Here is a 12,542-nt window from a genome sequence, read left to right on the forward strand (position 1 = left end):
CGAAATCGTGTAAATTAACAAGGGGCTATCCCACAAGTCATCTTCGGTGACTGGTGGGATTAGCCCCCATGGATTACATTATTTGATCGATTTACGATATTGATCGGGAGTCATCCCGACCTGCTGCTTGAACAGACGGCTGAAATGAGCTGGATGCTTAAAGCCCACGAGATAACCGACCTGTGTTACCGATTGGCCTTGATCGAGCATGAACAGCATTTTTGCCTGATTTATTCTTCTTTGATACAAGTAGGTAAAAATAGTTTGCCCGGTCACTTCGCGAAACAGCCTCGCCAAATAATATTTGCTCATATGCAGCTCCGCTTCCAATTGCTCCAAATGAATGCTTTCCGTGTAGCGGCTTTCGATGAAAGATAGAATGTTCTGCACCGTTCTCTCTTTTTCTTGCGGAAGCTCCTCCTGTTTCGCCATCTCTTCCTGGCACATTTCGTAAATAAGCAGGAGAAGCTCGATAAAGGCCAATCTTAGCTTATGATAGGAGAATAAATCATTCTTCCGGTAAAGGTTATTAATGCGCTCTAACAGCTGCTCCATCTCCGTTTTGCGCTCGCCATCCAGACGAAGGTGATGATTTCTGAGCACCTGGAACGGTTTTAGCAGATTGATATTCCTCGGCTTCTCCTCCAAGATTTGAATGAAGGAAGGATCGAATAAAAAATTGCTCCTTACATACTCTACATTGAGGTCTGTTCTGGGGCAGTGCGGAGTCATTCCGTTCATCAGAATGAAATCGCCGGGAACGAGATCAATGACTTTATCTCCAAGCAGGTAGCTGCATTTTCCACTGTGAAAATAATAAATTTCGTACTGACTGTGCGAGTGAAAAGCAGGCTGGTTAATCGGACGATTGTTCCGATAAACAAATCCGTTAAAGAGCGGGTAAGGATAGGAAGCGGTATACATGGGTATCCTCCGAATCGTTCTTAGTCTCTCTCAGGACGGACAGCTGCTGCCGTTTCCGCCCAAGACTTCGTTCGGAGCTATTATACTACAAATTTCAAGGAATAGCGTTAATGGAAAATAAGCCCGCTAATCCTTCTATATACTCGGCACTAAAGAATTCAAAGCTCATGAAGTGGAGAAAGAAAGATGCTTCCAGGGCGAGTTTTGGCTTTGTATTCCTACCACCCGACGGCCCATCCAATAAATAAGGAATACAAAACAAGATGTTTGAAGCTTCGGAGGCACTTTCCTTCGGAACGGAATGATCGCTTTCTTTAGTGCCACTTATATAACGGGCAGTAATGTCGAAATGCCGTGAAAAGTCAGGCTATTTCAAGTATCTCTATATAACCTTTATATATGGAGCTTAGTAGTTCAGCTTTACTTCTTGGCCAGTACGAGCCGATTCGTAGATGGCGAGAATGAGCTTCACGGCCTTGCTCGCTTCTTCTCCGGTAATCATCGGATCGCGGTCTTCATGAATGGCCTGGATCAGATCGTCCACAAGAACGAAGTGGCCGTCATTCGATATATTCGTAGCGCTGCTGCTAGCCGCGAGTGTTCCCTGAACTTCCGGAGCCTTCTCGTCGGAATCGGCGAATGACCATTCTTTGATGCCGCTGTCGCCAAAGATGATGGTTCCATTCTCGCCATGAACCTCAAAGCGAGTCTCCATTCCAGGATAGACGGATGTCGTTCCCTGAATGACACCATAGGCGCCGTTCTTGTATTTAACGGCAGCAACCGCTGTATCCTCCACTTCAATGGAACGGACGAGAGGTGCGGAATAGGCAAAGACCGATTCGACATCGCCAACCATCCATTGAATCAGGTCCACGCCGTGAACCCCCTGATTCATCAGGGCGCCGCCTCCATCCAACTCCCAAGTGCCGCGCCAGCCTGCGCTGCGATAATATTCAGGGCTGCGGTAATATTTCAAATAAGCGTCTCCCAGCACCAGCTTGCCGAGCCTTCCTTGTTGAATGGCTTTGCGGGTTGCAATAGCTGCAGGGAATGTACGCCGCTGATAGACAACTCCCAGCTTGACCTGGCGTTCTCTTACCGTGCGAATCATTCGATCCATTTTATCCACAGTAATATCCAGCGGCTTCTCGCAAAAAACATGCTTGCCTGCCTCGGCCGCGGCTATCGTTACTTCCGCGTGAATACCGCTTGGGACACAGACCGATACGATATCAATGTCATCTCTTTGCAGCATTTTCTCATAGTCGGTGTAAATGTCTGTTACAGAATACTCTTCGGCTAATTTCTTCGCCTTCGACTCCTCTACGTCAACGATAGCTGCCAGTTCAGCTTGCGGATTGGACGCAATCGCTTTAGCGTGGAAGGGGGCGATGACTCCTGCTCCAACGATGGCAAATCTAAGCTTTCTCATGCCGGTCACCTCTTAACAGTTCATTTGTCATCCGTCACTGCTCCGGACTCCTATCGATAGCCTAGCATAAACGGAATAGCGTTTACTTGACTCTCCTTTACCGGAATGTCCTTTCTTTTGACTATCGTTGGCCTGTTAAGGTAATCTGAGAACAAATAGGTGTGTAGAACTGGATGGTGAAATTAAAATAATGACCAATAGACCAAGCCGTAAAACCTTCCGTGACCGGCTCGATGATATGGTTCAGCGGTTGAAAGAGGAGATTCTGACTTCTCGGCTGCAGATCGGAGATTATTTGCCCTCGGAAAAAAAGCTCGGAGAGCAATTTGGCCTGAGTAACAAATCCGTTCGCAAAGGGCTCGATATCCTCGTATCGGAAGGGCTGATCGTTAAAGTTCCCAAGGTGGGCAATCGGGTAGCTCGCCCGGAAGACGATCGCGCGCTGACGGTTCGGTTCGGATATCACCGATCGATAACGGATGAGTCGGATCTGTTTAATTTGCTCGAGCGATTCCACGAGCAGTATCCACAGATTAAGGTTCAGGCTGTCCCGATAATGAATGATAGTGGAGTGATCGAATATTTGGAGGCGGGTCTCTTGGACGTGGCGACGATCAATTATCCGCTTTTTCAGACCATCCAGGAGAGCGGGCGGCTGGCCTTGCTGGAGGAACAGCCGGTTGATCCTCACTTCTATCCGTTTGTTACCAAGGCTTTTATGATGGACGCTGCGCTAAAAGCGAAGCCATTTATGTTCTCGCCACTGGTTCTGTGCTACAACCGGGAGCATTTGCGGGAGAGCGGCCTGCTTGAGCCGGACAGCGGCTGGACCTGGCAAGATCTGTCTCGAGCGGCTTCGATATTGGCCCGTCCTGACGAGCGGCTTGGTTTTTACTTTCACTTACAGTCGCGAAATCGGTGGCCTGTCTTATTGCTGCAAAGCGGCGAATCCTTGCAGCGAGGGGAAGACGGTCGGCCGAGATTGAAGGATTCGCGGTGGCTAGAAAGCTTCAGAATAAGCCGTGACTTAGTGGGTAAGCAGCGAATTCCGCCCGTTTTTGATCAAGAGGCGGATGTCGAGGAACTGTTCAAGGAGGGCAGGGCCTCTATGATCTTAACGAGCTACTTTGCTTTGAACCGGCTCAAGCATATTAAGCTGGACTGGGACCTGGCCCCTCTTCCACACCATTATAACGCCAAGACCCTTTTGCTCGTCATCGGTCTCGTCCTGAATGCCAAATCGTCTCAGAAGGAGGCTTCTCAGAAGCTGATCGATTTCTTGACCAGCTATGCCTCTCAACTAGCCATCCGTCATCATACGTTAAGCATTCCGGCGTTAAAGCCGGCGGCTGAATGGACTGGAGAAGAAAAGCTGTACCGCCCCGGGAGGTTTCATTTGTACCGGGAGATAGCCTCCACCTTCAGCTACTACAGCGAGCTTGGACTTTCCAACAGCGATATTATACATATGACCCAGCAAGCGAAGCTGTACTGGTCTGGGCTTTACGACGAGCGGCAATTATGTGAAAGGCTTGAGGAAATGCTGGAAAGAAATAACGATGAACTCTAAACACTCGGCACTGAAAGTTAGCAGACAGGCCGGAAGATGTATACCAGATGCCTTCCCTTGGTTCATAGAAAACGATATAACATACACTACATAGACATTACATAGAGAGAAATCGTGTAATTTTTATTTGGAAATGGATTGACAGCGGCTTAAATTCTCCATTATGATGAAGATGCGAGAAAGATATAGGACAAATGTGAACCAGGAATAATATTACGTTATAAAGGAGTTAGACGGATGAGCCAAATTGCGATGCTGGCGGGGCGTGAGATGTTAAGCGGGATATTTGCTCCCAAAGATCTGGATCAACTTCGGAAGTTGGGAACGCTGAAGGAGAGCACGGTAGACGAAAGCCCGACTGCCGAGCAGGTGAAGGAACTGATTAGAGGGGCGGACATTGCTATTACGACCTGGGGAAGCCCAAGGCTGGATCTGGAGATCATCAAGGAAGCTCCCAATTTGAAGCTGGTCATGCATGCCGCTGGGACGGTTAAAGGAATTGTGAGCCCGGAGATGGCCGCTAAGGGAATCCGGGTCAGCAGTGCTAATGGAGCGCTGGGAATCGGGGTCGCGGAGACGGCGCTGGGCCTGACGATTACTTCGTTGAAAAATATGTGGCAGCTTGCCAAAAACACCCGGGCCGGCGAATGGGCTAAGGATAAGGAAAAAATCCGCGAAGTATACGGCGTCACTATTGGAGTCGTAGGAGCCGGAAGAGCAGGACGGCATTATATAAAGCTGATGAAAAATTTCAATGTTGAAATTATTCTTTACGATCCGATTGTCACTGCGGAGCAAGCTGCGGAATTGGGAGTAACGAAGGTAAGTCTGGAAGATTTATTGGTCCGTTCTGACGTTGTGTCGATCCACGCTCCTTCGATTCCCGAGACGAACAAGATGTTCAATCAAGAGACTCTCTCGCTGATGAAGGATGACGCGATACTGATCAATACTTCCCGCGGCAGTCTGATCGATGAGGATGCGCTGGTGGAAGAGCTCGAGAGGGGGAGGCTGACTGCTTGTATCGATGTGACGGATCCGGAACCCCCCCGTCAGGATCATCCTTTCCGCCGTCTGCCGAACGTTATTCTGATTCCACATATCGCCGGGGCCGTTAATAATGGAAAGCTTAGAATGGGAGAATATTCGGTCGAGGAGATTCGGCGCTTCCTGAACAACGAACCGCTGGATGGCGAGGTTAACCTTCAACAGCTTCATACGATCGCCTAAAAAATTTTTGACAGGTATATTTGATAATATATCTGTCTTTATTTTTTGTTTCGATTATAATGAAAGTAGAAAGCGACACAAATGAAGAATAACAATCACATTCGATCGCACAACTGTTTCAAGCGGTCAGGAGGGTAAGGAATGTTTGCGGAAGAACGGCAAATTAAAATAGTGGAGATGGTTACCCGGCAAGGAAAGGTAACGGTCGCTCAAGTGAGCGAGGCGCTGGGCGTTTCTCCGGTGACGATCCGGAGAGATCTGGAGAGGCTCGAGGAAAAAGAGCTGCTCATCCGGACCCATGGGGGAGCGATGGCCCCGCAGCCTAATTTTCCAGAGACGGCCCGCGAGAAATCGTTCTTCGAGAAGGCGGGAGCCTACACGGAGGAGAAGGAGCGAATTGCCGAGACGGCGGCCAGACACGTCGGGGACGAAGAGTCGATCCTGTTGACTCCGGGGACGACCAATATGCTACTCGCCCGCAGGCTCGCGGGAAAGAATGATTTAACCGTCGTCACCAACGCGGTTAATATCGCCTCGCAGCTTGGAAGTCCGCCCGGGTGGGACGTCATTATGACCGGCGGCAAGCTGCGGGCCAAATCTTTCGCGCTGGTGGGTCCATTGGCTGAGCAGTCACTGGCGAAGTTGAACGTCGACAAGCTGTTTCTTGGTGTCGACGGGTTTGATTTTAACGAGGGCTTGACGACTCCTAACTTGTCTGAAGCCAGTGTAAACAGACAGATGATCGAGATTGCCAAGAAGGTGATCGTAGTGGCGGACCGCAGCAAGTTCGGCAAGGTCATGTTTTCTCATATTGCCCCGCTGGATGTCGTTCATACGGTGATTACGGACCGCCTGCTCCCCGAAGAAGACGCCAGACGGATCGAGGATCTTGGCATTGAATTGATTTTGGTCTAATGGCGGGGGCCAATAGGACTTATAAATTCGGTGCAGGTTAACCAGAGCAGCCGGTGTCCGCAGGTTAAAAAATCGTTGTCACTCCGCTATATTTGCAGTACAATATAAATGAAACCAAACGAAAGTAAATTATCACAAAAGAAACATCTGTTTACAGCTTTATGCCGTTGGCCGGCTTCTGAACCGAGGTGAACAGGGGAAACAAAATCAATCCCACAAATCGAATACCATGACACATGACAAATGAAACTAGACGAAAATGATAGTCAATGGTAGTCATAGTTATCAACCTCTTTTTACCAGATTCTAAATAAACACAAAGGTCAACTACTTATGTTTTATTCCATCATTTGGGCGGTCGCTCATCACTTCTAAGGAGGAATTTATTATGCCATTAGTATCATCCACACCCCTGCTTCAACAAGCCAGAGCCAACGGATATTGTATCGGAGCGTTTAACGTTCATACGCTGGAAATGCTTCAAGCGGTCGTGGAAGCTGCGGAGGAGACCCAATCTCCGTTAATTATTCAATCGACTGTAGGTACGGTCAAGCATCTCGGCCCGGAATATATCGCTGCGGCAGCTACTGTGGCGTCGAATCTTTCCAGTGTTCCGATTGCTCTTCACCTCGACCATTGCACTGATTTCGATTTGATCGTCCGCTGTATCCGCGCAGGGTATACTTCGGTAATGATCGACGCTTCCAGATTTCCGTTTGAAGAAAATGTAAGACAGACATTGAAGGTGGTTGAGGTAGCTAAAGCCGCCGGAGTCAATATTGAGGCCGAGCTGGGCAAAGTTGGCGGAGTAGAAGATGATATCGTCGTTGCCGAGCATGAAGCGTTGATGGCTGATCCGGACGAGTGTGCCAAATTCGTCGAATTGACCGGTGTTCCGACCCTGGCGCCGGCGATTGGAACGGCTCACGGTATTTACAAAGGCGAGCCCAAAATCGACTTTGACCGGATTAAGCGTATTGCGGACAAGGTAGAGGTGCCGCTTGTTCTTCACGGCGGCTCGGGGATTCCGGAGGAGCAGGTCAGACGCTGCGTATCTCTGGGAATGGCCAAGATGAACGTGGCGACCGAGCTAAGAATCGTATTCTCGGATGCCATTAAAGAAGTCTTTGCAGCTAATCCTGACGAGAACGATCCGAGATCCTATATGGTTCCGGCTAAAAAAGCTTTGAAAGAAGCGGCTATTGAGAAAATGCGCCTATGCGGAAGTATCGGCAAAGCGAAAGAACTAACAGGACGGTGATAGCAGGATGAACCGCCAAGCCATGAAAGAGGCCTTTATCCAACAGTTCGGAGGATCATCCGAATCCATCCGCTGCTTTTATGCGCCGGGACGGGTGAACCTGATCGGAGAACATACAGATTATAACGGCGGTTATGTCTTTCCGGCCGCGTTGACCTTTGGCACGACGATGCTAATCCGGCCCAGATCAGACCGGGAAATCCGGCTGGCGTCCGGCAATTTCGAATTGCAGGGAACAATCGACCTGGATCGTGCGGAATATGTGAAGGAAGAGGAATGGATCAATTATCCTAAAGGCATTCTGGTCCATTTGCAAAAAAACGGTTATACCTTCGGGGGCTATGATGTTTATTATTACGGGAATATCCCGAATGGAGCCGGCCTCTCCTCCTCCGCTTCACTTCAACTGGTGACCGCCTTTGGTTTTATGAGCATGGAAGGCCATCCGATAGACAGAGTGGAGCTGGCGCTTGTCGCCCAGCGGTCCGAGAACGAATTTTTGGGCGTGAAGTGCGGGATTATGGATCAGTTTACAGTGGCGATGGGCAAACGAGACCATGCGCTTCTGTTGAAGTGCAACACACTGGACTATGAGCCCGTTCCCTTTGACAGCAGAGGGTATAAGCTGGTCATTGGCAATACGAATAAACGAAGAGGACTAGTCGATTCAGAGTATAATATGAGAAGAAGCCAATGCGAGCAGGCTGCCCAGGAACTGCGCGCGAAGCATCCCGGGCTGCAGCTGCTGGGGGAATTGGATTTGGACCAATTCGAAGATTCTCAATCGTGCATTAAGGAAGAGACGGTTCGCAAAAGAGCGCAGCATGTCATCGAGGAAAACGATCGCGTGCTGAAATCGGTTGAAGCGCTGAAAAAGAACGATTTGCCCGAATTTGGCCGTTTGATGACCGCTTCTCACGATTCCCTGCGAGATCTGTACGAAGTGACCTGCCGCGAACTGGATGTTATGGTGGAGGAGGCGCTTCAAGTAGATGGAGTGCTCGGTTCGCGGATGACGGGGGCCGGCTTTGGAGGCTGTACCGTATCGTTGGTGCGGGAAGACGCAGTAGACGCCTTCATCCGTCAGGTAGGAACGGCTTATCAGGACAAAACCGGCCTGCAAGCCGATTTCTATGTGGCGAGCATCGGCGATGGGGTATCCGAGCTGGCGGATTGTTATATAAATTGAACTAATTATTGAATAGGTCATGAAGTGGAGAAAGAAAGATGCTTCCAGGGCGAGTTTTGGCTTTGTATTCCTACCATCCGAAGGCCCATCTATATAGAAGGAATCTGTTGGAACGGGGTCCCCGAAAAGTACCTGGAATCGCTTCGAAGCCCATCTTCACTTTTTGGGGAAATAGTTTAGATGTTTGAAGCTTCGGAGGCACTCCTTCGGAACGGAATGAGAGCTATTCTTTAGTTCAAGATATATAGATTGTCGGCAAGGAAGATTATAGTCCGTGAAGCGGAGTAAGAGACTTCCAGGGCAACCGTAATTCAGTTGTCCACATTTGGCACGCAGTGGTGAATAAAAACTTTTAAACGAACGGAGGAGCAGAAATGGCAGTTTTGGTTACCGGGGGCGCAGGATATATCGGATCACATACTGTAGCTGAGCTTATCGACGCGAACGAAGATGTGATTATTGTCGATAATCTCAGTCAGGGACATCGCCAAGCGCTGCTCGGCGGCAAGTTGTATGTCGGAGACATTCGTGATTCCGAGTTCATGGATACCGTGTTCCAGGAAAATGAGATCGAATCGGTTATTCATTTTGCTGCCTATTCTCTGGTAGGAGAGAGCATGCAGAATCCGGCCAAATATTATGATAATAACGTGTACGGAACACAATGCTTGCTTGAGAAGATGAAAGCTTACGGGACGAAACGGATTGTTTTTTCCTCTACGGCGGCGACCTACGGAGAGCCGCAGACGGTTCCCATTCAGGAAACGGACCGAACGGAGCCGACGAACACGTATGGGGAAACGAAGCTGGCCATGGAGAAAATGATGAAGTGGTTCGATGCCGCCCACGGAATTAAATATGTCTCGCTCCGTTATTTCAATGCGGCAGGAGCCCACCGCGGCGGCAAGATCGGGGAGGATCATTCCCCCGAGACGCATCTGATTCCGCTGATCCTCCAGGTTCCATTAGGGAAACGGGAGCAAGTAGCGATTTACGGAGACGATTATCCGACAGCCGACGGGACTTGTATTCGCGATTATTTGCACGTATCCGATTTGGCGGACGCTCATTTGCTGGCACTTCAAAGGCTGCGCGATGGCGGTGAGAGCGCGATCTATAATTTGGGCAGCGGTAAAGGCTTCTCCGTCAAAGAAATGATCGAAGTCGCCCGTAAAGTGACGGGTCATCCGATCCCGGCTGTCATTGAAAAACGCAGAGCAGGAGATCCGGCTGTGCTGATCGCATCCTCTGAGAAGGCCAAAAGCGAGCTCAACTGGACGCCTAAGCGGGAACGGCTGGAGGAGATTGTGGAATCGGCCTGGAACTGGCACCGCGATCATCCCGAAGGGTATACCGAATAGAATCGGCTTCAATCGGAGAAGAAAGATAATGGCTATGAAAGAAGGGAAGACCGATGCACCCCAACAATAATTTTATAAGCGAGACGGAAGCATCACAATGGCTGGCGCGTCTCGTCCGCTACGGAGAGGCCAAGGGACTCATCAAGGAAGAAGACCGGGATTACGTCACTAACGCTATGTTGGATCTGCTGCGGATCGGGGAGCCTTATGACGGAGATCTGGATTCTTTATTTCCGCTCGACAAGGACGAGTCTGACAGCCCGGTTCCGCTCTTGGCCCCCCTTCTGGATTATGCTGCTCAGCAAGGACTGCTGCCGGAGAATACCGTTACTTATCGGGACCTGCTGGATGCCCGGATTATGGGGCTGTTTATTGCCAGACCCTCTGAGGTTATTAGCCGGTTTGCACGGTTAATGGAAGAAGCGGGGCCAGAAGCGGCAACGGATTGGTTCTACGATCTGTCCAAGCACTCTAATTATATTCGGATGGACCGTATTCGTAAGAATGAATATTGGACGGCTTCCACAGAATATGGCGATCTGGAAATTACGGTCAATCTGTCCAAGCCGGAGAAGGACCCGAAGCAGATTGCTCTTGAACGGAGCCAGCCCCAAAGCCGTTATCCTAAATGTTTGCTGTGCGTTGAGAACGTCGGATACGCCGGGCGGATTAATCATCCGGCCAGACAGAACCATCGGATTATTCCCGTGCCGCTGGCGGGCGATAAGTGGTATTTGCAGTATTCTCCCTATGTTTACTATAACGAGCATTGTATTGTATTAAACGGGCATCATGTTCCGATGAAGCTGACGCGGGATACTTTTATCCGGTTAGCTGACTTCGTGGCGCAGTTCCCGCATTATTTTATCGGATCTAATGCCGATTTGCCGATCGTCGGCGGTTCGATCCTGAGCCATGATCATTTTCAGGGCGGTCGTCATCGATTTGCTATGGAAAAAGCGGGCAGGGAAGAGGAATTCATCCATCCCGACCATCCGGGCATTCGGATAGCGATTGTGGAGTGGCCGATGTCGGTCATACGGCTATCCGGTCGGAAACGGGAAGAGCTTATCGGCTTAGCGTATGCGCTGTTGGAGCAATGGCGGGCCTACAGCGATGAATCGGTCGGAGTAATAGCTTATAGCGATGGGGAGGACGGCCATCTCATCCCACATAATACGATCACTCCCATTGCTCGGAGGAATCGGGATGGAGAATGGGAATTCGATCTGGTACTGCGCAATAACCGGACGACGCGGGAGCATCCGCTGGGGCTGTTCCATCCACACCAGGAGCTGCACCACATCAAGAAGGAAAATATCGGCTTGATTGAAGTGATGGGCTTGGCCGTTCTACCGGGCCGTTTGCAGCATGAGCTCGGCTTGATCCGGCAAATCCTGACAGGTCAGGACCACTATACTGGTTCCGAGCCCGGACATCCCCTGGATTCACATAAGGATTGGATCTATTCCCTTATGGAGCAGTATGGAACCGATATGGCCGATGCGGAGGCTGAGGAATTATTGAAGCAGGAAGTCGGCCGCAAATATTTGCGGGTACTTGAAGATGCGGGTGTGTTCAAGAAAGATGCCGCGGGAAAAGAAGCTTTCCGGAAATTTATGAACAAGGCTGGTCTGGCTAGTAGGGATAAAGATTTGAATTAGTAGTGAAAATGAGGGTTGACCATGATAACGACAGTAACGCTCAATGCAGCGATTGATAAAACGTATTATGTAGACCATTTTGCAACGGGGACAATGACCCGGGTTCCAAAGATGCACGCATTTCCGGGAGGAAAAGGCATTAACGTCGCCCGTGTCGCCCATTTGCTGGGGGAACCGTCTCTCGCTACCGGCTTCGTCGCCGGCAGCAATGGGCAATTTATCGAGAAAGAGCTGGCCAAGCAAGGAATCGGCCATGATTTCGTATCGATCGAGGGCGAATCGAGAATATGTCTGAATATTATCGACCGCTCTACCGGGGCTTCCACGGAAGTATTAGAGCAAGGGCCTTGTGCAGCCTCGGGTGATTTGGAAGCTATGGCCGCCAAGGTGGGAGAGTTGGCCGCCCGCTCTCGAATAGTATCCTTCTCGGGGAGCTTATTGCAGGGGGTTCCCTCTGATTTCTACGCACGGCTGATCGATACGGCGAAAGCAGCCGGGGCCAAAGTCTTCCTGGATACAAGCGGGGACGCTCTTCTGGAAGGAATCCAGGCGCTGCCGTATTTCATTAAACCTAACGAAGACGAGGTTGCCAAAATTATCGGCCGAAAGCTGGAGAAAGAAAGCGACTTATATGAGAGCATTCTCGATTTGATCCGCGGAGGAATTGCATGTGTCGCTGTCTCGCTCGGTGAGAAAGGCTCAATCGCCGGCTTCGAAGGCCAATTATATCGCATTCGGGCTCCCCGCATCGAAGCCGTTAATACGGTCGGCTGCGGCGATTCTTTTGTAGCCGGTATGGCCGTTGGAATGTCCAGGGGACAATCGTTGGAAGAATGCTTGCGTCTGGCGACCGCTTCTGGAACGGCCAACGCCTTGATGGAGGAAGCCGGGAATGTGAGGCCGGCCGATGTGGAAAGGCTGCTGTCGGAAGTGATTATAGAGCGAGTCTGATGGACTTAATATGAACCGTCCGATTGCGGTGTCTGCTGCATT

11 protein-coding genes are annotated in these 12,542 nt (G+C 50.1%); 8 read left to right on the plus strand and 3 right to left on the minus strand.

All coding sequences use genetic code 11. The features are described 5' to 3' along the window. Positions 1-78: 78 nt before the first annotated feature. Together KJS69_RS15245 and KJS69_RS15250 are read right to left on the minus strand one after the other, a co-directional pair. Positions 79-924, minus strand: coding sequence for an AraC family transcriptional regulator (locus KJS69_RS15245; RefSeq protein ID WP_213584635.1), 846 nt, complete (start codon positions 922-924; stop codon positions 79-81). A gap of 406 nt (positions 925-1,330) precedes the next feature. Next, a complete protein-coding gene (locus KJS69_RS15250) occupies positions 1,331-2,359 on the minus strand; it encodes a Gfo/Idh/MocA family protein (RefSeq protein WP_213584636.1) in 1,029 nt (342 codons plus the stop codon). 190 nt (positions 2,360-2,549) lie between these two features. On the opposite strand from KJS69_RS15250, the gene KJS69_RS15255 reads away from it, so the two are divergent. The 3 genes from KJS69_RS15255 (at position 2,550) to KJS69_RS15265 (ending at position 6,074) form a co-directional block, all read left to right on the plus strand. Beyond that, positions 2,550-3,929: an extracellular solute-binding protein gene (locus KJS69_RS15255; protein ID WP_213584637.1), complete on the plus strand. Its 1,380-nt coding sequence runs from the start codon at positions 2,550-2,552 to the stop codon at positions 3,927-3,929. A 237-nt stretch (positions 3,930-4,166) separates the two neighbouring features. Further along, positions 4,167-5,159 carry a hydroxyacid dehydrogenase gene (locus KJS69_RS15260; protein WP_213584638.1) on the plus strand — a complete coding sequence of 331 codons (993 nt, stop codon included), beginning with the start codon at positions 4,167-4,169 and terminating at the stop codon, positions 5,157-5,159. A 141-nt stretch (positions 5,160-5,300) separates the two neighbouring features. Further along, the gene (locus KJS69_RS15265; RefSeq protein ID WP_213584639.1) at positions 5,301-6,074 is read left to right on the plus strand and encodes a DeoR/GlpR family DNA-binding transcription regulator; all 774 of its coding nucleotides are present in this window, start codon (positions 5,301-5,303) and stop codon (positions 6,072-6,074) included. 151 nt (positions 6,075-6,225) lie between these two features. Here the strand turns inward: KJS69_RS15265 and KJS69_RS29980 are convergent, their stop codons facing one another. Next, the gene (locus KJS69_RS29980; protein ID WP_283777464.1) at positions 6,226-6,354 is read right to left on the minus strand and encodes a hypothetical protein; all 129 of its coding nucleotides are present in this window, start codon (positions 6,352-6,354) and stop codon (positions 6,226-6,228) included. 108 nt (positions 6,355-6,462) lie between these two features. On the opposite strand from KJS69_RS29980, the gene fba reads away from it, so the two are divergent. From fba to pfkB, 5 genes are all read left to right on the plus strand, one after another. Then, the gene (gene fba / locus KJS69_RS15270) at positions 6,463-7,335 is read left to right on the plus strand and encodes a class II fructose-1,6-bisphosphate aldolase (protein ID WP_213584640.1); all 873 of its coding nucleotides are present in this window, start codon (positions 6,463-6,465) and stop codon (positions 7,333-7,335) included. Positions 7,336-7,342: 7 nt separating this feature from the next. Continuing rightward, positions 7,343-8,524, plus strand: a complete 1,182-nt coding sequence (locus KJS69_RS15275) for a galactokinase (protein ID WP_249730537.1) — start codon at positions 7,343-7,345, stop codon at positions 8,522-8,524. A gap of 374 nt (positions 8,525-8,898) precedes the next feature. Further along, positions 8,899-9,885 (plus strand): UDP-glucose 4-epimerase GalE, encoded by a 987-nt coding sequence (galE, locus tag KJS69_RS15280; protein WP_213584641.1) that lies wholly within the window; start codon positions 8,899-8,901, stop codon positions 9,883-9,885. A gap of 53 nt (positions 9,886-9,938) precedes the next feature. After that, positions 9,939-11,549 (plus strand): UDP-glucose--hexose-1-phosphate uridylyltransferase, encoded by a 1,611-nt coding sequence (locus tag KJS69_RS15285; protein ID WP_213584642.1) that lies wholly within the window; start codon positions 9,939-9,941, stop codon positions 11,547-11,549. Positions 11,550-11,570: 21 nt separating this feature from the next. Further along, positions 11,571-12,500 carry a 1-phosphofructokinase gene (pfkB, locus tag KJS69_RS15290; RefSeq protein ID WP_213584643.1) on the plus strand — a complete coding sequence of 310 codons (930 nt, stop codon included), beginning with the start codon at positions 11,571-11,573 and terminating at the stop codon, positions 12,498-12,500. Positions 12,501-12,542: the final 42 nt, after the last annotated feature.

It is taken from the genome of Paenibacillus sp. J2TS4, from assembly GCF_018403245.1.
In the GTDB taxonomy this organism is placed as follows: Bacteria; Bacillota; Bacilli; order Paenibacillales; family NBRC-103111; genus Paenibacillus_L.

What these genes read in the sequence shown, in the direction of transcription:
- KJS69_RS15245 (WP_213584635.1), bottom strand. Translation starts at nt 924, where the DNA reads ATGTATACCGCTTCCTATCCTTACCCGCTCTTTAACGGATTTGTTTAT.
- KJS69_RS15250 (WP_213584636.1), bottom strand. Translation starts at nt 2,359, where the DNA reads ATGAGAAAGCTTAGATTTGCCATCGTTGGAGCAGGAGTCATCGCCCCC.
- KJS69_RS15255 (WP_213584637.1), top strand. Translation starts at nt 2,550, where the DNA reads ATGACCAATAGACCAAGCCGTAAAACCTTCCGTGACCGGCTCGATGAT.
- KJS69_RS15260 (WP_213584638.1), top strand. Translation starts at nt 4,167, where the DNA reads ATGAGCCAAATTGCGATGCTGGCGGGGCGTGAGATGTTAAGCGGGATA.
- KJS69_RS15265 (WP_213584639.1), top strand. Translation starts at nt 5,301, where the DNA reads ATGTTTGCGGAAGAACGGCAAATTAAAATAGTGGAGATGGTTACCCGG.
- KJS69_RS29980 (WP_283777464.1), bottom strand. Translation starts at nt 6,354, where the DNA reads ATGACTACCATTGACTATCATTTTCGTCTAGTTTCATTTGTCATGTGT.
- fba (WP_213584640.1), top strand. Translation starts at nt 6,463, where the DNA reads ATGCCATTAGTATCATCCACACCCCTGCTTCAACAAGCCAGAGCCAAC.
- KJS69_RS15275 (WP_249730537.1), top strand. Translation starts at nt 7,343, where the DNA reads ATGAACCGCCAAGCCATGAAAGAGGCCTTTATCCAACAGTTCGGAGGA.
- galE (WP_213584641.1), top strand. Translation starts at nt 8,899, where the DNA reads ATGGCAGTTTTGGTTACCGGGGGCGCAGGATATATCGGATCACATACT.
- KJS69_RS15285 (WP_213584642.1), top strand. Translation starts at nt 9,939, where the DNA reads ATGCACCCCAACAATAATTTTATAAGCGAGACGGAAGCATCACAATGG.
- pfkB (WP_213584643.1), top strand. Translation starts at nt 11,571, where the DNA reads ATGATAACGACAGTAACGCTCAATGCAGCGATTGATAAAACGTATTAT.